General features: G+C 64.3%; 23 protein-coding genes and 1 tRNA gene. 9 read left to right on the top strand and 15 right to left on the bottom strand.

Annotation, left to right across the window (positions count from 1 at the left end; translation table 11 throughout):
* Positions 1–71 precede the first annotated feature (71 nt).
* Positions 72–719: a HalOD1 output domain-containing protein gene (locus AUR64_RS13950; RefSeq protein WP_058582543.1), complete on the top strand. Its 648-nt coding sequence runs from the start codon at positions 72–74 to the stop codon at positions 717–719.
* A 13-nt stretch (positions 720–732) separates the two neighbouring features.
* Here the strand turns inward: AUR64_RS13950 and AUR64_RS13945 are convergent, their stop codons facing one another.
* From AUR64_RS13945 to ahbB, 6 genes are all read right to left on the bottom strand, one after another.
* Complete coding sequence (locus AUR64_RS13945; protein ID WP_058582542.1) at positions 733–1,368, bottom strand: HAD family hydrolase; 636 nt, start codon at positions 1,366–1,368, stop codon at positions 733–735.
* Between the two features lie 98 nt (positions 1,369–1,466).
* Complete coding sequence (gene lwrS / locus AUR64_RS13940) at positions 1,467–1,829, bottom strand: LWR-salt protein (RefSeq protein WP_058582541.1); 363 nt, start codon at positions 1,827–1,829, stop codon at positions 1,467–1,469.
* Positions 1,829–2,104, bottom strand: a complete 276-nt coding sequence (locus AUR64_RS13935) for a 4a-hydroxytetrahydrobiopterin dehydratase (protein ID WP_058582540.1) — start codon at positions 2,102–2,104, stop codon at positions 1,829–1,831. The genes lwrS and AUR64_RS13935 overlap by 1 nt, the downstream gene beginning before the upstream one ends.
* 65 nt (positions 2,105–2,169) lie before the next feature.
* Complete coding sequence (gene hemA / locus AUR64_RS13930; protein WP_058582539.1) at positions 2,170–3,519, bottom strand: glutamyl-tRNA reductase; 1,350 nt, start codon at positions 3,517–3,519, stop codon at positions 2,170–2,172.
* A complete protein-coding gene (locus AUR64_RS13925) occupies positions 3,519–4,178 on the bottom strand; it encodes a precorrin-2 dehydrogenase/sirohydrochlorin ferrochelatase family protein (RefSeq protein WP_058582538.1) in 660 nt (219 codons plus the stop codon). The genes hemA and AUR64_RS13925 overlap by 1 nt, the downstream gene beginning before the upstream one ends.
* 69 nt (positions 4,179–4,247) lie before the next feature.
* Complete coding sequence (ahbB, locus tag AUR64_RS13920) at positions 4,248–5,318, bottom strand: siroheme decarboxylase subunit beta (protein WP_058582537.1); 1,071 nt, start codon at positions 5,316–5,318, stop codon at positions 4,248–4,250.
* 152 nt (positions 5,319–5,470) lie between these two features.
* Between ahbB and AUR64_RS13915 the strand changes: the two genes are divergently transcribed.
* Complete coding sequence (locus AUR64_RS13915; protein WP_058582536.1) at positions 5,471–6,193, top strand: rhodanese-like domain-containing protein; 723 nt, start codon at positions 5,471–5,473, stop codon at positions 6,191–6,193.
* Positions 6,194–6,211: 18 nt separating this feature from the next.
* Here the strand turns inward: AUR64_RS13915 and AUR64_RS13910 are convergent, their stop codons facing one another.
* Positions 6,212–6,610 (bottom strand): DUF5778 family protein, encoded by a 399-nt coding sequence (locus tag AUR64_RS13910; protein ID WP_058582535.1) that lies wholly within the window; start codon positions 6,608–6,610, stop codon positions 6,212–6,214.
* A 192-nt stretch (positions 6,611–6,802) separates the two neighbouring features.
* Here AUR64_RS13910 and uppS point away from each other — a divergent pair, with 192 nt between their 5' ends.
* On the top strand, positions 6,803–7,732 hold the full coding sequence (gene uppS / locus AUR64_RS13905) for a polyprenyl diphosphate synthase (RefSeq protein WP_058582725.1): 930 nt from the start codon (positions 6,803–6,805) through the stop codon (positions 7,730–7,732).
* A 42-nt stretch (positions 7,733–7,774) separates the two neighbouring features.
* Here uppS and AUR64_RS13900 read toward each other — a convergent pair whose 3' ends face one another.
* From AUR64_RS13900 to AUR64_RS13890, 3 genes are all read right to left on the bottom strand, one after another.
* Positions 7,775–8,224, bottom strand: a complete 450-nt coding sequence (locus AUR64_RS13900) for a type IV pilin (protein WP_058582534.1) — start codon at positions 8,222–8,224, stop codon at positions 7,775–7,777.
* 156 nt (positions 8,225–8,380) lie between these two features.
* A complete protein-coding gene (locus tag AUR64_RS13895; protein WP_058582533.1) occupies positions 8,381–9,664 on the bottom strand; it encodes a TIGR00341 family protein in 1,284 nt (427 codons plus the stop codon).
* A gap of 185 nt (positions 9,665–9,849) precedes the next feature.
* Positions 9,850–10,458, bottom strand: a complete 609-nt coding sequence (locus tag AUR64_RS13890; protein WP_058582532.1) for an undecaprenyl diphosphate synthase family protein — start codon at positions 10,456–10,458, stop codon at positions 9,850–9,852.
* A 162-nt stretch (positions 10,459–10,620) separates the two neighbouring features.
* Between AUR64_RS13890 and AUR64_RS13885 the strand changes: the two genes are divergently transcribed.
* From AUR64_RS13885 to AUR64_RS13870, 4 genes are all read left to right on the top strand, one after another.
* Complete coding sequence (locus AUR64_RS13885) at positions 10,621–11,934, top strand: DUF92 domain-containing protein (RefSeq protein WP_058582531.1); 1,314 nt, start codon at positions 10,621–10,623, stop codon at positions 11,932–11,934.
* A complete protein-coding gene (locus AUR64_RS13880; protein ID WP_058582530.1) occupies positions 11,934–12,341 on the top strand; it encodes a GNAT family N-acetyltransferase in 408 nt (135 codons plus the stop codon). The genes AUR64_RS13885 and AUR64_RS13880 overlap by 1 nt, the downstream gene beginning before the upstream one ends.
* Positions 12,342–12,428: 87 nt before the next feature.
* Positions 12,429–12,935: an FxsA family protein gene (locus AUR64_RS13875; RefSeq protein WP_058582529.1), complete on the top strand. Its 507-nt coding sequence runs from the start codon at positions 12,429–12,431 to the stop codon at positions 12,933–12,935.
* A gap of 128 nt (positions 12,936–13,063) precedes the next feature.
* A tRNA-Ile gene (locus AUR64_RS13870) sits at positions 13,064–13,137 on the top strand.
* A gap of 190 nt (positions 13,138–13,327) precedes the next feature.
* Here AUR64_RS13870 and AUR64_RS13865 read toward each other — a convergent pair.
* Together AUR64_RS13865 and AUR64_RS13860 are read right to left on the bottom strand one after the other, a co-directional pair.
* Positions 13,328–14,278, bottom strand: a complete 951-nt coding sequence (locus tag AUR64_RS13865) for a hypothetical protein (protein ID WP_240479612.1) — start codon at positions 14,276–14,278, stop codon at positions 13,328–13,330.
* 55 nt (positions 14,279–14,333) lie between these two features.
* On the bottom strand, positions 14,334–14,531 hold the full coding sequence (locus AUR64_RS13860) for a DUF4177 domain-containing protein (protein WP_058582527.1): 198 nt from the start codon (positions 14,529–14,531) through the stop codon (positions 14,334–14,336).
* A gap of 107 nt (positions 14,532–14,638) precedes the next feature.
* On the opposite strand from AUR64_RS13860, the gene AUR64_RS13855 reads away from it, so the two are divergent.
* Both AUR64_RS13855 and AUR64_RS13850 read left to right on the top strand, forming a co-directional pair.
* Entirely contained in the window at positions 14,639–15,031 is a 393-nt protein-coding gene (locus AUR64_RS13855) for a hypothetical protein (RefSeq protein WP_058582526.1), read from the top strand.
* Between the two features lie 101 nt (positions 15,032–15,132).
* Positions 15,133–15,561: a hypothetical protein gene (locus tag AUR64_RS13850; RefSeq protein ID WP_058582525.1), complete on the top strand. Its 429-nt coding sequence runs from the start codon at positions 15,133–15,135 to the stop codon at positions 15,559–15,561.
* Positions 15,562–15,668: 107 nt separating this feature from the next.
* Here AUR64_RS13850 and AUR64_RS13845 read toward each other — a convergent pair whose 3' ends face one another.
* The 3 genes from AUR64_RS13845 to AUR64_RS13835 all read right to left on the bottom strand — a co-directional run bounded on the left by AUR64_RS13845 (position 15,669) and on the right by AUR64_RS13835 (position 19,285).
* Positions 15,669–16,694: a zinc-dependent alcohol dehydrogenase family protein gene (locus AUR64_RS13845; protein WP_058582524.1), complete on the bottom strand. Its 1,026-nt coding sequence runs from the start codon at positions 16,692–16,694 to the stop codon at positions 15,669–15,671.
* 103 nt (positions 16,695–16,797) lie between these two features.
* Complete coding sequence (locus AUR64_RS13840; protein WP_058582523.1) at positions 16,798–18,213, bottom strand: amidohydrolase; 1,416 nt, start codon at positions 18,211–18,213, stop codon at positions 16,798–16,800.
* A 241-nt stretch (positions 18,214–18,454) separates the two neighbouring features.
* Positions 18,455–19,285, bottom strand: a complete 831-nt coding sequence (locus AUR64_RS13835) for a DUF4097 family beta strand repeat-containing protein (RefSeq protein WP_058582522.1) — start codon at positions 19,283–19,285, stop codon at positions 18,455–18,457.
* Positions 19,286–19,395 lie beyond the last annotated feature (110 nt).

Below are 19,395 nucleotides of genomic sequence, written 5' to 3'. Positions count from 1 at the left end.
AAAACAGGTAATTTATTCAGACTGTGAGAATAGCAGAAACGTATTTTACCCCACTCCCGAAAGGGCGGGCTATGTCAATCGGGGCGAAGGTACTCCACGTCGACGACGACCCGGGCGTCACAGAACTCACGAATCAGTTGCTCAACCCGGAGGGAGACCGGTTCGAACTGACGAACGCGTCGAGCGGTGACGAAGGACTGGAACTGCTCGAAGACGACGAGTACGACTGTGTGGTCAGCGACTCGGTGACGCTCTCGGACGGCCGACTGTTCGCGTCGGTCGTCCGCGAGAAGGACGCGTCGATGCCGCTGGTGCTGTTCTCGGGGAAATCCAGTGGAGCGATTCTCGACGAGGCGCGACGAACAGACGCGAACGGTTACGTGCAGAAATCCGGCGCGGAGAGTTTCGCGCGCCTCGAACGCGTCGTCGACGAGTCGATACTGCTGTCCGACGACGGATGGGAACCGCTCGCACACCACGACTGGGAGGGTCCACAGGAGTTGGTGACGACCATCGCCTCGGCGCTCGAAGGGTATAGCGGCGTGGTCCCGACGGAGGGCAAGCCGCTGTTCCACGCTATCGACCCCGACGCACTTGCCGGTCTGCTCGGCCCCACGGCCGACGGCAGCCACCGCGAGTCGGTGTCGGTTCGGTTCTCGTACCAGAATCTGGTTTTTGCGCTGTTCGGTGACGGACGCGTACTCGTCCGTCCCCAGTAATCCGGACGCGACGCTACGTTCCGAGTAACTCCTCGAACGAGCGGATGCGGTAGTCGGCGAGCACGCACTGTCCGCGACGCTCCGGGTCGTGTCGTTCGATGTGGATTCCGTCGAGGCCGGCGTTCCACGCTGCACCCACGTCGTTCGCGCCGTCGCCCGCGAGAACGCCGTCGTCCGCGCCGTCGACCCCGAGGTCCGACATCGCGTGTGACACCGGTCCGGGGTCGGGTTTCCACCCCGTATCGTCGGTACAGCAGACGATGGTGTCGAACCAGTCGCGGATGTCGAGGTGGTCCAACACGGGGTCGGCGAGAAACTGCTGGCAGTGCGTCACCAGTCCGACGGGAACGTCCAAGTCGGCGACGAACGCGGCGTCGGGATGGAGGTACGTCGCCTCCGCGCGGGCGGCCGGGTCTTCGACGGCGTGAAAGGCGGGCCAGAACTCCGCCGGGTCGATGCCCCACTCGTGGAGTTGGGCGTTGCGCGCGCCGCCGAGGCCGTGCCAGAGAATCTCCGCCTCGCGGTCCGAGAACGCTCTGCCGAGTCGGTCGCCGACCCGGTCGAACGTCCGCCGGGTGTACTCCCACTCGGCGTCGATGAGCGTCCCGTCGAGGTCGAACAGCCAGAAATCGTAGACGTCGGAGACCATATCGGACTACTAGCTAGCCAACTGACGGATAAAACCGTTCCGGCGACAGTCGTCTGACCGATAACGTTCCGAAGCGCTCAGCGACGCCGACGACGCGCTCACCGAACCCGAATCGAACTCCCGAGATACTTGTTCAGGACTTCGCTCACACTGTCGGCGTTGAACCGGCCGAGGTCCGCCGCGATTTCGGCTTTCAACGCCTCGAAGTACGCTTCGTCAGTTTCGAGTTCGCTGAACTGCACGTCGAGAACGGACACCGAGAGCCACGACTCCGCGAGCGAACGGGCGTGTCTGTCGTCGTTGACCTCGCCGCGCCAGAGGTTGTGCAGAAAGAACAGCCAGCCGTTCTCGCCCGGCGTCGCTGCCGATTTTCGGACCACCGTCTCGAACTCGTCGGGTGCGGCGGTACCCACCTCAGTCTCGAGACGGAAGCGGACGCGGAACACGTACGCCGCGTCCATCAGTACTCGTCGTCGAACAACGAGGCGAGACGCAGGTCCTGGTCGGTGATGCCGCCGGCCTCGTGGCTGGTCAGACGGACTTCAACCTCGTCGTAGCGGATGCGTATCTCCGGGTGGTGGAACTCCTCGTCGGCGACTTCCGCGACCTGCGTGGCGAACTGCACCCCCGAGAGATAGTCGTCGAACTCGTAGACGCGGACGATTTCGTCGTCGTCGCGTTCCCAGCCGTCGGGTAGTTGGCGCGCTATCTCGTCGTCGTCCAGTCGTTCGGCCATGCGCTGAAAGTCGCACGGTGGCTGGTTAACGTTTGCCCGCGTTCGCAGTCCGTGGTCAAAAACGGTCAGTCGTCGGAGTACTGCTCGAAGACGTGCGAGGGCACGTCCTCTTCGTCGGGCGCGTCGGACGCCTCGCCCGTCCCGAACGGCGGCATGCCGCCCGGACCGCCGGTTCCGAACTCCGGGTCGAACAGTTGCATCGCCGTCTGGATGGTCGTCCAGTCGTCGTCGGCGGCGGCGTCGCGCAGCGACTTCGTCGGCGCGGCGAGCAGTTGGCCGACCAGCGCGTCGGCGAGCGCTTCGACCGTCTCGCGCTGTTCGTCGGTCATCTCGCCCTGCGCGTCGAGTTTCGACAGCGCCGTCTGTACCTCGCGGTGTTTGACCGCTTCGGCGCTCTCGTACATCGCGCTGATGGCGTCGTCGGCGCGTTTGCGCTTGTAGGCGTCGAGCAGGCGCGCGAGTTCGTCGTCTATCATCGCCTCGACGACGTCCGTCTCGGAGCGACGACGCTCGCGGGTCTCGGCGGTGACGGTTTCGAGTGCGTCGATGTCACGGACGACGACGCCCGGCAGGTCGTCCGCCGCCGGGTCGACGTCGCGGGGTTGGGCGATGTCGACGAGCACCGTCTCACCGGCGTCGGCGAGCGTCTCGGCGTCGAGTACGTAGCCGGTGCTGCTGGTCGCCGTGATGACGACATCGGCCTCGTCGGCGGCGGCGGCAGCGGCATCGAGAGCGACGGCCGACGCGTCGGCCTCGACTTCGGCGGCGATATGTTCGGCGTGCGGCACCGTCCGGTTGGCGACGAGCAGACGCTCGACGTTCGCGCCGTCGAGCGCTCGCGCCGCCAGTGTGCCCATCTCACCCGCGCCGACGACGAGCGCCGTCGAGCCTTCGACGGTCGTCTCGGTGTCGGCGAGGCGGACGGCGGCGCTGCCGAGCGACACCGCACCCTCGTTTATCCTCGTCTCCGTGCGTGCGCGCTCGCCGACGTGAATCGCCTTTCGGAGAGCGTCTTCGAGCATCGTTCCGATGCCGTCGACGGCGCGGGCTTCCGACTCCGCGCGCCGCAGTTGGCCGAGAATCTGGTCCTCGCCGAGGACGAGCGACTCCAAGCCGGCGGCGACGCGCATCAGGTGACGGAGACTCGCCTCGTGGTCGAGCGTGACCACCGCGCCGTCGCGGACGTCGGGGGCGAAATCAGAGAGCGCCGCCGCACCGAGAGCGGGTCGCTCGGTGACGACGTACGCCTCCGCGCGGTTACACGTCTGGATGACGTACGCCTCTTCGACGCCGTCGCGCGCCAGCAACGCCGAGATGGTCGTCCGGACGTCGTCGTGGCAGGCGGCCTCGACTTCGTCGACGGTCGCGTTGACGTGCGAGACGCTCACACCGGAGATGACGCCGGTTTCTTCCATCATGGGGACTCACCTCTGTTCCGTATCACGCGCTGGGCCTCTTTCCGGGCGTTGGATTCGCCCGTACGTAAAGCCTTCCAAACAGGTGACGCCGCGACCACGGCGCGAATCGCCTCGCGTCGTTCGGCCGGCGGAACGCCCTCGGCTTTCATCTCTGCGCGGAGGTCTCCGGTCAACTCGGCCATCGCTCCTGCACCCTCCAGTTCTGCCTCGATTCGTTCGCGGAGATGCTTCGAGAGCGCCGGACTCCGTCCACCCGTCGAGATAGCCACCATCACCGGGTCGTCGTCGACGGTGGCGGGCACGACGACGCTGCCGACATCACGCTCTCCGGCACGGTCGGTTCGGTTGACGAGGAGTCCAGCGTCGCGTGCGGCCGCTTCCACCGCGGCGTTGACCGCCTCGTCGTTCGTCGCCGCGACGACGAGTGCGGGGTCGAATCGCGCTATCCACTCGGGAATCTCGTCTGGGGCGGGTGCGGCGCGAATCAGTTCCGCGTCGCCGAACTCGCGGTCTGCGGACTCGGCGTCTCCGAACTCGGGACTGACGACGACGACGGTGGCCTCCGCGGCGAAGCGGCGCGCTTTCCGTGCGCCGACGGCCCCGCCGCCGAACACCAGCACTGTCTCGTCCGTAAAATCGTGGAACAGTGGAATCATCTCGCGGCGTCGGACTCCCCTCTGTTCACTCGACACACCACGTACCGAGTGAATCCATCTCTCTGCCCGTTACTCACTCGTGTTCGCCTCCGCGCGTTCGGCCAGTCTGATTCCGGTCTTCTTGAGGATGCGCGTCGAGAACAGCGAGTCCCAGTCGTCGTCGCCGACCTCCCAGTGTTCGTCCATGGTCTCGCGGACTTCCTCGATGCGGCGCTGGCTCTCCTCCTCGTTTCGGCCGTGAGTCATCGCAAAGAAGTTGTACGGCCAGACACCCTCGTGTCGCGGTCGGCGGTAGCAGTGGGTGACGAAGTCGAGCGAGGCGACGGCGGGGCCGACGGTTTCGACCACCTCGTCTGGAACGTTCCAGACCGTCATCCCGTTCTCGGTGTAGCCCAGCGCGTAGTGGTTCGGGATGACGCCGACTCTTCGGACCTTGCCCTCCTGATTGAACCGCTTGATGGTCTCGACGACCCACTCGGTCTCCGCGCCTATCGCGTCGGCGACGTCCGCGTACGGTGTCGCCGTAATCGGGAGGCCGCCCTGAATCTCGACGACCAAATCTCGCTCTTGGGGTGTGAGTGTTTCTCTGTCGGAGGGTTCGACGTCGGGGCCGAGATGCGAGAGGTCCACGTCGCCGTCGGGAATCGGCCCGTCGAGCATGAACTTGGCTTCGACGCGGAACTCGTTTATCTTGGGGAGGTTGTACGTCTCTTGACCGGTCTCGTCTTCGATTTCCGCCAGCACCTCCTCGACGCGGTCCTCGTCGGCGACGCTGACGACGAACCACATGTTGAGGTGCGGGTGTTCACGCTCGTAGTTGTGCGCGACTTCCCGGTGGGCGTTGACCTGTTCTGTGACCTCCTCGAAGCGTTCCGGCGGGGCGTGCATCGCGACGAGCGTCGCCGCGCCGCCGATGTTCTCGGCGTTGACGAGTGCGCCGAAGCGTGTGAGGACGCCCTCCTCGTCGAGCGTCTGGACGCGTTCGAGCAGTTCCTCTGCGGTCACGTCGACGCCGCGTTCGCGTAACGCGGCAGCCGCCGGTTCGAACGGACGCTCGACGACCGGGAACCCGCCCTGAAACGCATTGATGATGGCGCGGTCGAGCGTCGAGAGCGTCACGTCCGTCTCCGCCTGTCTCATGGACGACACTCCGAACGGGAGGAGAATAAGCGTCTCGAAGCCGCCGCGATTCGTCGGCTACACTCGCCCGCCGCGTTCGACGTTCGAACCACCGATCAGGCTCAGATACGTCGATATGGTTTTATTCGTCCGATAGTTAGGTCTGATTGAAAATGCAGCGTCGCACGTTCCTCGCCGCCGCCGGTGCCGCCGGAGTCACCGCCCTCGCGGGCTGTTCGAACTCCTCGTCCTCCGGGACGCCGGACAACAAGACCTACGACTACGAGACGATGACCGTCGACGGGTCGAACGCGCAGGTCCCGCTCGCGCCGATAGACGACGTCTACCAGTGGTTTCAGGAAGGCTCGGCGAAGTTCGCCGACGCCCGCGGCCAACGACAGTACGACGCCTCCCACATCGAGGGGGCGGTGCTCTCGACGGCCCCCGACGGCGTCGCCAACGACCCCGTCGCCGAGTGGGAGAAATCCCAGCGTATCGTCACCTACTGTGGCTGTCCACACCACCTCTCGTCGATGCGCGCCGCGTCGCTCATCGACAACGGCTACACCGACGTGGTCGCAATCGACGAGGGCTTTTTCGAGTGGCGTGACCGCGGCTACCCGCTGCAGGGCGCAGAGGTCGACGTGAAACCGCCGTCGTACACCATCCGTGGGCAGACCGACGCCTCGCTCGCCGGTAAGAACGCGTGGGCACGACACGAAGCGTCCGGGCAACGCGAGGCCGGCCCCATCGCCGACGACGGCAGCTTCGAACTCGCCCTGCACTTCTTCGACGTGACCGAATCGTCGCCCATCGTCGTCGAGACGCCCGAGTACCGCATCGTGCGGCCGCTCGGCGAACTCGCAGACACCGTCGTCACGAACGTCGAAAAGTAGCCGAGTCGCTCGGTCGTTTCAGTCGCCGCGGACGCCGGTCACGCGGTAACCCATCTCCTCTACGTCTTCGAGTATCGCCTCGTGGTCGGCGTCGGCTTCGTAGTAGAACACGAGGTTGAACTCGCCGTTTCGCAGCAGTTGCTGGCACTCCCAGACGAACTCGTCGTCCTCGAGCGTCAGCCCCTGAAACTGGTTGGAGGCGAAGTCGGTGTTGTCGTTGCCGGCGTAGATGTACGACTCGCCTTTCCCGGCGTGGTCGGCGATGACGTCGTTCAGGTCGACGGTGAGTTCGTGCATCTCCAGGTCCTCTCGACCCGAGAGGCCCGTGTGGACGATGAGGCCGTTGAGTTGAATCTCGCCGGGTTCCAACAGCGCTTTCGTCCGCTTGTAGAGGTCGTCGTCGAGCGTCTCGCTCATGCACGAACCGTCGGGCGGCCCCGATAAACCCCTCACGGTTCCACACGGGGCGGACCGTCGAGTCGACCGGAGACGCCCGGTCGACTAACGTCGGCACGAATCGGCCGATATGCTGTGTGTCGACGTGTCATAGGCCGTCTCCGCAGGAGCGAGGGCACAAGACACATGTGGGACCGGTGTGACCGTCTGGATATGTTTCGGCGGGTCCGACGTGAGTTCGCATCGGGGTACGAGCGGTTGCTACGCGGCGAAGTCGGGTCGGGACCCACCCACGTCGCCATCATCCAAGACGGCAACCGCCGCTACGCGAGACGGAAGGGCGACGATGCATCCGATGGTCACCACGCGGGCGCGGAGACTACCGAACGAGTACTGGACTGGTGTCAGGAACTCGGCATCGCCGAACTGACGCTGTACACGTTCTCGACGGAGAACTTTGACCGACCACCCCAGCAACGCGAGTCGCTGTTCGACCTCATCGAGTCGAAACTGTACGAGTTCGCCGACGCCGACCGCGTCCACGACAACGAGGTGTGCATCCGCGCCATCGGTGCGGTACATCGACTCCCCGAGCGGGTCAAAGAGGCCGTCGACTACGCCGAGAATCGGACCCGCGACTACGACGGGTTCACGCTCAACATCGCGCTGGCGTACGGCGGCCGCGCCGAACTGCTGGAGGCGGCCCGCGACGTCGCCCGCGCCGTCGACACCGGCGACCTCTCGTCGGACGATATCGACGTCGGGGCCGTCGAAAGCAGACTGTACCGCCGGCCCGTCCGCGACGTCGACCTCATCATCCGGACCGGCGGCGACGAACGAACCTCGAACTTCCTGCCGTGGCACGCAAACGGCAACGAAGCCGCCGTCTTCTTCTGTGCGCCGTACTGGCCGGAGTTCTCGAAAGTGGACTTCCTCCGCGGTATCCGGACGTACGAGTCACGGGAGGCGTCGTGGCAACGCCACCGCACCAACCGCGCCGTCGCGCTGGTTCGCTCGCTCGCCGAGGCGGAACTCGCCGAGGCGAAAACCGTCGCCAGACGACTGCGCGACCAACTCACGAGCGCCGGGGCCGCCGAAATCGACGAGGCGCTGGCGAACCACGAAACCGAACCGGCAGACTGAGTCTGTCGGCTGTCCTGCAGAAGATACTGACTGCTTTTCGACTCAGACCGAGACGGTTCGCTGGAGAACGACGGTTCGACTGTCGTCGCGGACTGCGGTGACGGTCACTCGTATCTTGTCGCCGTCGTGGACGTCGAGCGCGTTCGAGTGAGAGGTCTCCGTCCCGGTCTTCTCGATGCCGTCGCCGTCGAGGTGGAGCGCGTCGCCGGGTTCCGACAGCGCCGTCGAGTGACGCTCACCGTCGACGGCGATGGTTACGTCGAGGTAGTCGGCCGCCTCGTTCGACAGCCACGTGACGCTCAGGCGATTCTCGTCGTCGTCGACGCTGGCGTCGGCCGTCGCGTACACAGGCGCGGTGAGATTCGAGTCACCGAACTGGAGAAGCGGCCCGGCGACAGTCGCCGCCAAGAGGACGGTGATGCCCGCCATCAGTACGACTCCGATGGCCGGCGAAACGGCATCGTCGGACTTCACGAACTGTGAGATATCCATACAGTTGCCTACGGCTAAACGCATATGGTAATAGATGGGCTACAGAAGCGCGTTCGGCGAGTAGTCCGCGCATACAGTGTCGAAGGCGGCCGAAGGCAGTCGGAGACGGTTGACGGAGGCACCTCTCCTCGTCGGGTGTCGTCGACTCGGCCTCGGTTAGCCCGACCGCTGTCCGGGCGCGAAGATGACGTCGACGACGATGTTTTCGCCCGTCTCGGCGGTCAGACGCTCGTCGATGCGCGAGGCGACGTCCGGTGGGATAGTCTCGTCACCCTCGTAGGCGGCCACGACGGTAATCTGGGCGGGGTTTCCGAGGAGCACGTCAGTCATGTCGTAGTCGACGGACATCGACTCGTACTGCAGGTCGCCGAACTCACCGGAGTCGAACATCACCGGAACCTCGGCGTCGGCGCGGTAACTGACGTTTCCGGCTTCGAACGACGCCCACGTGACGCCGCCGAGTACGAGCGACAGCACGGCGATACCGACGACGATGACGGCGACGCGCGCTCTGACGGCGGCTTTGGCCTCGGTGGTCCGGTCACCGAGCGCTGGCCGGTATCCGGCAACCCAAAACAGGATGAGCGCCGAGAGGTTGATAGCGAGCAGGTTCACGAGAACTAACACCCCAGCGGCGAGCGTCACGCCCGGGTAGCCCCACGCGAGGCCCAGTCCTGCGGTGGCCGCCGGCGGGATGAGCGCGACGGCGATGGCGACGCCGACCAGCGCCGACCCGGCGTTGCGCATGATACTGACCGCGCCCGCGATACCGGACCCCAGTGCGAGAAACAGCGAGAGGAAGTTCGGTGAGATACGCTCTGCGACCTGCGGAATCGTCCGGATGTCGACCGGCGGGAGGAGCACGCTTTCTTTCAGCAGAAAGCCGAACACCGCACCCGTGGCGATAGCGGCGAGCAGTCCGGTGACCTGCAGACTCACGCCGCGGGAGGTCATCTCCCGCTCGGCGAGCACTGCGCCGACGCTCGCCGAAATCGCCGGCCCCATCAGCGGAGCGATGACCATCGCGCCGATAATCGTCGCCGCCGAGTCCAACAGCAACCCCGTCGTTGCGATGAGCGTGCTCACCACGAGGAAGATGAAGAACGTCGACGCCGCGGGCGCGAGGTCCTCCGCGCGGGCGACGAGTTCGTCACGGGAGATGCGATGGCCGCTGTATCGGGCTTGGAGCGCCTCGATGTGCTTCGACACCACCGTCTCCGTCGGCATCACTATCGTATAGGCGTCTTCTTGGATGCCTGCATTGTACAGGGCGTCGAGGACCGTCTCGACGCCCGTCTCGGGAACCGGAAAGGAGACGACGGCCTCGAAGCTTCCACGTCCAGTCTCCTCCCAGACGGCGTAGTCGATTCCTTCCCCATCGAGCACCGACAGCACCTCCGCCCGTCCACCCTCCGGAATGAGAAGTTGTACCAATCGCATACGAGAACTGATGTTGGCAAGGTAGATAATTTAGCCGACACTTTGTGTGAGAGTCCGGTTGTCGTACCATTATCACCGAATTTCAGGCTTCAGGAACGGAGTTGCATATTTACCAATTGTCTGACAAACGTCTATTTGCGTCGCTTCGCTCGCTCTCTGACGACCGTTGGACGCTTCGCTCGCGCTCAGCGTCCAAACCGCCGCTTGCGGTCCTGATAATCCAACACCGCGCGGAGGTAGTCGCGCTTGCGGAAATCCCGCCAGTTCACGTCGGTGAAGTACAGTTCCGAGTACACCGACTGCCAAATCATGAAGTCCGAGAGCCGCTCCGCGCCGGTTTTGAGCACCAAGTCGGGTTCGTCGGGGAAGACGAGTCGGCCCTCGATATCTTCCTCGTCGATGTCTTCGGGGTCGAGCGTTCCCGCTTCGACTTCGCGGGCGAGCGAACGGACCGCCTCGGCGAACTCGTGTTTCCCGCCGAGGCCGATGCTCACTTGGATGGGCGCGTCGGCGCGTTCGGTGTCCTCCGGCCCGCGAACGACGAGCGGCCGGGGGGCGTTCACGTCGCGTAACTCCCGTTCGAGCGTCGACACGACCGCCGGGTCGAGGACGCTCACCGAGATGGTGACGCGTTCGGCCCCGTACTCGAACGCCCAGTCGAGAAACTGTTCGAGCGTCTCGTACGCGCCTTTCTCCAGCAAGTCACGCTCGGTGATGACGACGGCGACGTGTCGAGGAGACTCTCCCGTCGAGCGGCGGTGGCGAAGCGCGAGATACGTGTCGTACAGGGCCACGACGGAGAGTCGTCGTCGGGCGTCAAAAGCCCATCTCTCTGGTGTCCATAGCGTGTGAGACGTGGCGACGAACGGCAGTGACGCCGTGGTCGCTACCGGTCGACACGTCGTGAAGTTCGCTATGTCGGGAGGGTTAAGTGGTCATCGTGGATACCGGGTGGTGTGACTTCGACTCTCCGGCGCGCGGCGGGGTTCGCCGCCGTCGGGTCTCTCGCGTTCGCCACACCGGTTCTCGGTGTCGCAGCGGCGGTGCCGTTCGCCGTCGTCGCCGCCGTCGCCGCGTTCGTCGGCGAAGACGGCCGCTTCTTCGAGTTGTTCGCTCGCCCAGGCGACAGACAGGACGGCAGACTCACGGGACTACTCGGCTTTGCGCTCGCTGCAGCGGCACTGGCGGTGCTGGCGACGGTGCCCGAGACGCGGATGCCAATCAGCGCGTTCGTCGCCGCCGTCGTCGTCGTCGCCTACGGCAACCTCGGCGAGCAACTCGTCTCCCGTTGGAACGACGGCGCGTTTCACGCTGTCGCCGGCTTTACGCTCGCCGGCTTTCTCGCGGCGGCGGGCGGACAGGCGCTCGTGGTGTCGGTGACCAGCGAGTCGCTTTCCGTTCCGAAACTCGCGTTTCTGGCGGCCGTTGGCGCGTTCGTCGCCGCGCTTCTCCGAGAGGTACTTCTCAAACACGACGACCCGCTGGTGTTGGTGTCGACGGGGCTTCTCCTGTGGCTGTTCTACGAACTCCCCGTCGACGTGTCGCCGCTGGAAGTCGCCGCGGCGCTCGCGTTGACTATCGTCCTCGGCTACGTCTCGTACGCACTCGGTACGGCTTCTGTCACCGGGATGCTCACCGGTATTCTGCTGGGTGTTCTCACCATCGTTCTCGGTGGATTCGGCTGGTTCGCGGTACTCATCACGTTCTTCGGCATCGGCGCGCTCTCGACGAAGTTCAAGTACGAATCCAAGCGCCAACGCGGCGTCGCCGAAGGCAACGACGGTGCACGCGGCAGCGGGAACGTTCTCGGCAACGCCGCGGTTGCGATAGTGGCTGTCCTCGGCTACGCCGCGACGGAGCAGGCGAGCGTCGAGTTGGTGTTTCTGTTCGCGTTCGCCGGGTCGCTCGCCACGGCGATGAGCGACACGCTGTCGAGCGAAGTCGGCGGCCTGTTCGACACGCCGCGGCTGATTACGAACCTCCGACGCGTCGAACCGGGAACCGACGGCGCGGTGACGTGGCAGGGCGAACTCGCCGGGGTACTCGGGGCGGTGCTCGTCGCTGCCGTCGCCGCGCTGACGATGCCGCTGGACCCGACGGTCGTGAGCGCACTCATCGTCGCACTCGGCGGTATCGGCGGGATGACCGTCGACAGCCTGCTCGGGGCGACAGTCGAAGGCGAGCGCGTCGGCAACCAAGCGGTGAACTTCCTGGCGACGCTCTCGGGGGCCGTGGTCAGCGTCGCTTTCGCGGTACTGCTGCTTCTCTAATGGTGATTCGACCGGCCCGACCCGCCGAGCGTCGCACGCTCGCGTCGATACAGAGCCTGCTCACAGAACCGAGTCCGGAGTTGCTCGAATGGGGTGTCGGTGCCGGCAACGTCTTCGTCTCGACGGCGAACGGCACGCCCGTCGGCTATCTGCTCGCGGTGTACGGCGAGGAGGTCCACGTCGCCGAACTCGCGGTTCAGCCCGACCACCGCCGCGAAGGACGGGCGAGGGCGTTGCTGTCGAATCTTCTCCGGTCGCTCGACGACGAGACGCGCGTCACCGTCGCCGTCGAACCGGACAACGAAGCCGCGAGAGAACTGTACCGGTCGGTGGGATTCGAACAGGTGCGACGCGACGAGACGTATTTCGAGGATGGAGCGGCGTTGATACTCGCTCGGCGGGCGTAGGAGGCGGTCTGTGGGCCGCTGGGAGGCGAAATCGTACGACAGCGTCACGTCACAAAGGCTATCAGGCCGGGACGGATAGCGGGAGGTATGCGGACTCGCTGGATAATCGCGCTACTGTTGCTCATCCCCCTGAGCGACGCGCTGTTGCTCGTCCCCGTTGCCGGCGAGCTTGGCTACCTCGCTACCGTCGCACTCGTCGTACTCACCGGTCTCGTGGGGATGATGCTCGTCCGCGCGGAGGGTCGGACGACGCTCGCACGTATCCAACAGCGGTTGGCAATCGGGGAACTTCCGGCGAACCAACTGCTCGACGGCGGCCTGCTCATCGCTGCGGGTGCGTTCCTGCTCACCCCGGGTCTCGTCACCGACACCATCGGGTTTCTCTTGGCGGTGCCGGTGACACGCTACCCGATTCGGACCGTCATCAAACGATACGTCGTGAAACCGTATCTCGACAAACGCGCCGACGGCTTCGTCTCCGGCGGCGTCTGGGCGGGCGGCTTCCCGTACCCCGACGATGACGACGACGTGTACGACGTCGACTCGAACTCCTATCGCTACGACGACGACACGGACGCCGACCGCTCGAACTGATTTTTCGGGCGACTGGCGGCAAAATACTCCGCGACAATCGACAGACGGCAGTGGCACACTCTACCGCTGCCGAGGCGAAAGGAAACCCTTAAACAAAACACCGCGCAACTACTGGATGCGCTCAAGTTGGGCCAATAGCTCAGTTAGGTTGAGCGCTCGGCTGATAACCGGGAGGTCCGCGGTTCAAATCCGCGTTGGCCCATCCCTTTGGCAACGAAGGGCCGCAACTCCCCAGCCAACTAATTCCGTTTCCTACACTCGGTAGCTACAGTTCTCACCCGCAAAGACGGCGAGCAGACACCAGTTCGGAGAAACCAGTACCTCCGGAGTCGGAGTCGCGTATCCGAGCGCTCGTCCGATGTCTCCTATCGACGAACACAGAGGCGACTGTTTCAGCTGAGAATGAGCGGGCCGACGGTCAGCGTCTGTTTGGCGATAGTGGCGAGTCGGAGCACGTAGGCGGTAAACACCAGAAACGGCGTCACCGACAGCGCGAACGCGGCGCTCACGACCCACAGCATCGTGTCGAATCCGAGTATCGCACCGGTGAACGTCCCTTGGTCGACGAAGACGACCATCCCGCCGGCGACGATGAGCGCGGGAATCGAGGCGTACAGAATCGCCCGCGAGAGCTTCACCAGCGACCACTGGATGTACAGCACCTTGATGTACTCGCGGACCGGGCCGAACATGGTCACGGCTTCGAGCATCTCACGGACTGCGGTTCGCTGGGCGTTGGTGAGTTCGTCTCCGAACTTATCTCCGAGTCGGCGGATGTCGTACATCTTCCGCGCGTAGTTGAAGTCGAGCGCCGGCGAAATCACGTCGAACGACCCGAAGTCGGAGCCTTCGAGTTCGTCGTACGCCGTCTGTGCGTTGCCTTCCAAATCCTCGACGTACAGGTCGACTTCGGACTTCAGTTCGGAGTTACTGCTGTCGGCGACGGCGTCCCGCAGAGCGTGCGCGCGCTCCTCGCTCGTCTCGATGAGTCGTCGCAGAAACACCGCCGGACTCGCCGGCGTAATCTCGCCGAACATCTCGTCGGTGTTGTGGTAGAAATCCATCGTCGTGTCCATCCGACTCCGCTGGGTCCCCAACGACCCGATTTCCTGTGAGAGAACGAGTTGGTTGATGGAGACGACGAGCGTCGTGCTGGTGATAATCGCCCCTACGAGACCGGAGAAGACGGTTTCGACCATGTCGCTGGTCTCCATCACCGACCGGAGCAACACCGGTTTGAGAACGCCGAACAGCATGAACGACCCGAAAACCACCAGTGCGAGAGCGATAACTATCACCCAACGGTTCGCGCTGAGCAGTAACCAGAACAGAGACGCGTTCATTTCGGTACGGCGTCGGAGTCTGTCCGCCGTGGAGAAATCGGTCTTACGCTCCGTATCACTCATCGTACACCTGACGTTTGAGTATCAACAGCTTCGTTCCGCCTTTGTCGTAGTCGAGCGTCGATATCAGTTCCCACCCATCTGCACCGAGTTCGTTGAGGTCGCTCGTCGGGTCGACGACCTCGCGCTTCGTTAACCCCTTCGGCGGTTCGATGCACATGTACTCCCACGTCGGTCGTCGGTCGGCGGCCATACTCCTCAGACAGGGAGGAGACAGTTAAACGAGGGTGTAGGCCGACTTCTTGCCGGCGTCAGTTCTGCAGGGAGAACGGTTTTTCCGGACCGCGATGATTAACACGCATGCAGATTCGCTCGAAACACTGTCTTCTCGCGCTCTCGGTCACTGTCGCACTCGTCTCCGGTGGCTGTCTCGGTTTCAATCCGTCAGTCACCGCAGAGACGAACGACTCGGCGGTTTTCGAGAGCATCTCGCCGACGGAGCAGTGGAGCGGGTCGGGCGTCCGCGTGAGTGCAGAACTCAAGTCGACACCCGAGGCTCGTAACGTAACTACCATCACTATCCTCAGCGAAGACGGGTCGCAGTACAGCACTGTCGAACGCGCCCCTGGAGAGACGTCGGTCGTGTTCTCGCTGCCGCTGAACCAGAACTCGACCATCGTCTCCAGCAACAACGTGAACTCGACGACAATCGAATCACTCAACGTGACGACGAGCGGCGATGCGTTGGTGTGAGTCGTCTCCGGTACTCGACGACGTCTGGTTTCTCTACGGTTCGACCCGCTCGACTACTTGGCCGGTAGGTCTACTATTCAGAACGACGAACAGTACGTAGTATGGGACGGTTCTCGGACCGATGGTTCGACCGCTTTTCCGACGAGTGGAACGACATCTCCAGCGTCAAGGTGTTTCTGACATCGCTCGGTATGACGGTACTGAACGCGGTGCTGTTCGTGCTGTTTTTCGCACTCGTCGACCCGCCGGTACAGACCGGGCAGGCGTCGGCTGTCGGCTCTCTCATCGTCATCTTCTTCGGTCTCTGTGTCGGTGCCGCGTCGCCGTTACACAGTACGAACGAGCGTCTGAGCGACCTCGCGTCGACGTTCTGGTACCGGGGACTGTGGCTCGCCATCGTGTACGGCGGATACGTCGCGTTGCTGCTATACACCGTCGTCTACGGCATCTGGTTCGCTCTCACGTTCCTCGTCGGCAAGGTCGTGACGGTGACCGGTCTGTTCGCGTACAAGCGACTGGCGCAACAGTGACGCAGTAGAAAATGGAGAGGAGGTGAAAACGGAGAGAGCGAGAAAAACAGGAGTTCGTTCGGAGTCTCCAATACAGGACCACCTCCGCAGTCGAATGTCTATACTGCTTACCGCTGTGGATACACCATCTTCTTTAGCCCCTCGCGATTTTCCATCTGCCCGAACGCCGTTTCGAGGTCGTCTAACCCGAACTCGTCGGTGACGAGCGTATCTACGTCGATGCGGCCGTTTTGGAGCAGTCTCACCGCTCGGGCGAACGTGTCCGGGGTGAGCGAGTACGTGCCGATGACCTCCCGTTCTTCGAAGAACAGGTCGAACACCGGCAGTCCGACAGTCGCATCTTCGGGCGGGACGCCGAAGACGAGCGTTCGCCCGCCCGGCCCCGTGAGTGCGTGCGCCTGTTCGACGAGCTCCGGGATGCCGACGGCTTCGATGGCGACGTCGACCGGACCCACGAGGTCGTCGACGGTCGATTCGAGGTCCGTCTCGGTCGGGTCGACAGCGTGGTCCGCGCCGATTTCGAGCGCCGCCTCCCGACGCTCGGCAACCGGTTCGGAGACGACGATGCTTCCGGCACCGCTCGCTCGAAGCAGTCCAACGAGCAGCAGTCCGATTGCGCCCGCACCGACGACGACGACGGTCTCACCGCTGGTCAGGTCGATTTGGTCGACACCGTTGATACAACAACCCAACGGCTCGGCGAACGCCGCGGTTCGGTAGTCGAGGTCGCCGATATCTTCGACATTGCCGGCGGGCGCGCAGACGTACTCGGCGAACGCGCCGGAGATGGTGTGTTTCGCCGCGCCGCCAATCGACGTAAGGTTCGCACAGAGGTTCTCCCGGCCGGACTTGCACATCCGACACTCGTGACACGGCACGGAGGGGTTGATTGCGACCCGGTCGCCGGCGGTAAACTCGTCGACGTCGTCGCCGACAGAGACCACCTCGCCGGCACACTCGTGGCCCGGTACCAGTGGAAAGTCGACGGTGAGCGACCCGCTGTACATGTGAACGTCGGTCGCACAGACGCCGCAGGCGTTGACCGCGACGAGCAGTTCGTCCGATTCGGGAGTCGGCCGCTGTTCGTCTCTGAGTTCCAGCGTCTGGGTGTCGGTCAGTGTAGCGCGCTTCATGGAATCGTCTACCGGGTCGACGAGAGTGAGCGAGTTAAAAGCCGTGTGGCGAGTTACGCTGAAACGCCGTGTGGCGAGTTACGCCGAAACGTCGTACGATGAGTTACGTCGTCACGTCAAACGGCGGTTCCGCGTCTTCCGGGAGCGGCGTCTCGTAGGCGTCGCTTCCGATCTCCTCGTCGAACTCCTCGCGCGCCGCCGCCACCGTCTTGGGGGTCGTCAGGAGGTCGTACGTCGCTCCGGCGAGAACTTTCGCCGTGAACGCGACGCCCTTCAGTCCGAAGTCGCCGTTGGCGGCGACGACCTGCCAGGAGTGCCCGGGTGCGCCAACGGGCCACGTCGCGGCGGTGAACTGTGCGGTCGGCGTAATCCAACTCACGTCGGCGACTTCCGTCGACCCGTGAGTCTGGTGGTCGTGGTCGAACGGTTCCACGGGGTCGGGATGCAGCGATTTCTCCCTGATTTCGTCGTACAACTCCTCGGGGACGTTCGAGAGGCCCGACTCGATACGGTCGTCGGGGACGGTTGCCTTGAGGTCGGCGGCGAACTCGTAGTCGGCGTCGTCGTACGGAATCGGGCCGACTTCCTGCATGTTCTGCCAGATAACGTCGGAGACCACGTCGTTGGCGCGGTAGTCGTAACAGCCCGTAAGGAAGCGCTCCGAGACCTCCGTCTGGGTCATTAGCGCCGCCGCCTCGGCGATATCGCGGAGCCACTCGGTGTTGCGTTCGACCTCTTCGCGTTCGGGCGCGCGGACGTAGTGCCACACCGTCGCCTCCGCGGGGACGACGTTCGGGGCTTCTCCGCCGTTCGTGATGACGTAATGCATCCGCGCGTCGTCGGAGACGTGTTCGCGCATGTACTCGACGCCGGTGTTCATCAGTTCGACGGCGTCGAGCGCGCTCCGCCCGGAGTCCGGTGACCCGCCGGCGTGTGCGGCCTCGCCGTGGAACGTGAACATGATGGAGTCGAGCGCGTTCGAAGAGCCCATCCGCGGCGTGCTGAGGTCGCCGGGGTGCCACGTCAGCGCCGCGTCCAAGTCGTCGAAGACGCCCGCGCGAGCCATGTACGTCTTGCCGACGAGCGTCTCCTCGGCCGGACAGCCGTAGAAGACGACGGTTCCCGAGTCGCCGGATTCGCCGAGTGCTTCTTTCACCGCGATGGCCGCACCCGCGCCGGCAGTACCGAAGAGGTTGTGCCCACAGCCGTGACCGGGGCCGCCCTCTTCGACCGGGTCGCGTTCGGCCTCGACTTTCTGTGAGAGGCCCGGCAGCGCGTCGTACTCGCCGAGAATCCCGACCTTCGGGCCGCCCTCGCCGTACGTGGCGACGAACGCCGTTGGCATTCCCGCGACGCCGCTTTCGACCTCGAATCCTTCGCCTTCGAGGAGTTCGATGAGTGCCGCCGCCGACTGTTCTTCGTGCAGTCCCAACTCGGGCGTCTCCCAGATTCGTTCCGCGACGTCGACGAGACGCGATTCGTTCTCGTCGACCCACTCGAACACCGTCTCCTTGCTCATAGCTCACACAGGACAAAACCACGCATAAGCCTGCGTTCCCCGGAACGCGTCGCCGGTTCGCGGACTTCGGGGTGCGGAAGCGGGAGTCGACGAGGTGAACCGGAAATCGAGTCAGCGAGGGGAGGGCCGAATGCGAATGTCGACCGGGAGGCAGGATGGAAACGAGCGTCAACGGGGGAGGGACCGAAGTGAGCGTCAACGGGGGAGGGCCGAAGAGGGATGTCAGCGCCGGAGAACCGATTCAGTTCGCGCTCTGGAGAGTGATATCGCCGTTCGTGGACTCGACGACGAGTTCGTACGTCCCGTCGCCGAGCGTTCCCAGAAGTTGGTGGTCGCTCGCGCTCCCGTCGTCGAACGACAGGCCCGTCACGTCGAGTTCACCGTTGCGCGTTCTCGCGTTCACCGTCGCGTCGAGCGTCGAGGCGAGCGACGCGACAATCGAACCGTTGGTCGACGTCAGCGACGTCGCCCCGTCGATGGCAGGTACGTCGACACGGATGTCGCCGTTCGTCGTCCGCGCACCGCGGAGACCGGCCACGTTCCGAGCGCGCACCGACCCGTTCGTCGTCGACAACAGAACGAACCCGTCGACGTTTCTCGCTTCGACGTCGCCGTTGACCGAGTTGAGCGACGCGTCGCCGCTCACGTCCGAGACGGTCACCGCACCGTTGGTGGACGCCGCCGACTCGACGGCGACGCCCTCGGGAACGGCGACGTCGAGCGACACCGACACCGAACGGAGGCCGAACCACGAGTCGTCTTCGGACTGCGCTCGGATGTCGAGGCGGCCGTTCTCTGCGTCGGTTTCGACCGTCGCGGTTTCGAGGTCCGCAAACACCGACGACGCCTTCTTGACGCCGCTGAGTTGGACGGTGTCGGCGTCGGTCCGCGAGACGGTTACGTCGCCGCTGCCGGTTGCGACGGTGAGCGTTCCCGAATCGAAACCGAGTTCGCGGGAGAACTCTTCGCGTTTGCCGACGAACGGCGTCGCGCTGGTACATCCGGAGAGTCCGACTGAGAGGCCGACTGCACCCGTGCGGAGGAGGCCACGGCGACTGATGCGTTCTGTCATCGATTACAGCTTTCTCGGCGGGAGACGTATAACGGCTGACATAGTCTCCGACCCGGCGAATCGGGCGGTGGGTTTATATATCCGAACTGAGCGCTCGGTCGGCTATCGAT

Origin of the sequence: Haloprofundus marisrubri, from assembly GCF_001469955.1 — an archaeon.
GTDB classification, from domain to species: domain Archaea; phylum Halobacteriota; class Halobacteria; order Halobacteriales; family Haloferacaceae; genus Haloprofundus; species Haloprofundus marisrubri.
The sequence above is the reverse complement of the archived record's forward strand: the minus strand, read 5'-3'. Positions and strand labels throughout refer to the sequence as shown.

What these genes read in the sequence shown, in the direction of transcription:
- AUR64_RS13950 (WP_058582543.1), top strand. Translation starts at nt 72, where the DNA reads ATGTCAATCGGGGCGAAGGTACTCCACGTCGACGACGACCCGGGCGTC.
- AUR64_RS13945 (WP_058582542.1), bottom strand. Translation starts at nt 1,368, where the DNA reads ATGGTCTCCGACGTCTACGATTTCTGGCTGTTCGACCTCGACGGGACG.
- lwrS (WP_058582541.1), bottom strand. Translation starts at nt 1,829, where the DNA reads ATGGACGCGGCGTACGTGTTCCGCGTCCGCTTCCGTCTCGAGACTGAG.
- AUR64_RS13935 (WP_058582540.1), bottom strand. Translation starts at nt 2,104, where the DNA reads ATGGCCGAACGACTGGACGACGACGAGATAGCGCGCCAACTACCCGAC.
- hemA (WP_058582539.1), bottom strand. Translation starts at nt 3,519, where the DNA reads ATGGAAGAAACCGGCGTCATCTCCGGTGTGAGCGTCTCGCACGTCAAC.
- AUR64_RS13925 (WP_058582538.1), bottom strand. Translation starts at nt 4,178, where the DNA reads ATGATTCCACTGTTCCACGATTTTACGGACGAGACAGTGCTGGTGTTC.
- ahbB (WP_058582537.1), bottom strand. Translation starts at nt 5,318, where the DNA reads ATGAGACAGGCGGAGACGGACGTGACGCTCTCGACGCTCGACCGCGCC.
- AUR64_RS13915 (WP_058582536.1), top strand. Translation starts at nt 5,471, where the DNA reads ATGCAGCGTCGCACGTTCCTCGCCGCCGCCGGTGCCGCCGGAGTCACC.
- AUR64_RS13910 (WP_058582535.1), bottom strand. Translation starts at nt 6,610, where the DNA reads ATGAGCGAGACGCTCGACGACGACCTCTACAAGCGGACGAAAGCGCTG.
- uppS (WP_058582725.1), top strand. Translation starts at nt 6,803, where the DNA reads ATGTTTCGGCGGGTCCGACGTGAGTTCGCATCGGGGTACGAGCGGTTG.
- AUR64_RS13900 (WP_058582534.1), bottom strand. Translation starts at nt 8,224, where the DNA reads ATGGATATCTCACAGTTCGTGAAGTCCGACGATGCCGTTTCGCCGGCC.
- AUR64_RS13895 (WP_058582533.1), bottom strand. Translation starts at nt 9,664, where the DNA reads ATGCGATTGGTACAACTTCTCATTCCGGAGGGTGGACGGGCGGAGGTG.
- AUR64_RS13880 (WP_058582530.1), top strand. Translation starts at nt 11,934, where the DNA reads ATGGTGATTCGACCGGCCCGACCCGCCGAGCGTCGCACGCTCGCGTCG.
- AUR64_RS13875 (WP_058582529.1), top strand. Translation starts at nt 12,429, where the DNA reads ATGCGGACTCGCTGGATAATCGCGCTACTGTTGCTCATCCCCCTGAGC.
- AUR64_RS13865 (WP_240479612.1), bottom strand. Translation starts at nt 14,278, where the DNA reads ATGAACGCGTCTCTGTTCTGGTTACTGCTCAGCGCGAACCGTTGGGTG.
- AUR64_RS13860 (WP_058582527.1), bottom strand. Translation starts at nt 14,531, where the DNA reads ATGGCCGCCGACCGACGACCGACGTGGGAGTACATGTGCATCGAACCG.
- AUR64_RS13855 (WP_058582526.1), top strand. Translation starts at nt 14,639, where the DNA reads ATGCAGATTCGCTCGAAACACTGTCTTCTCGCGCTCTCGGTCACTGTC.
- AUR64_RS13850 (WP_058582525.1), top strand. Translation starts at nt 15,133, where the DNA reads ATGGGACGGTTCTCGGACCGATGGTTCGACCGCTTTTCCGACGAGTGG.
- AUR64_RS13845 (WP_058582524.1), bottom strand. Translation starts at nt 16,694, where the DNA reads ATGAAGCGCGCTACACTGACCGACACCCAGACGCTGGAACTCAGAGAC.
- AUR64_RS13840 (WP_058582523.1), bottom strand. Translation starts at nt 18,213, where the DNA reads ATGAGCAAGGAGACGGTGTTCGAGTGGGTCGACGAGAACGAATCGCGT.
- AUR64_RS13835 (WP_058582522.1), bottom strand. Translation starts at nt 19,285, where the DNA reads ATGACAGAACGCATCAGTCGCCGTGGCCTCCTCCGCACGGGTGCAGTC.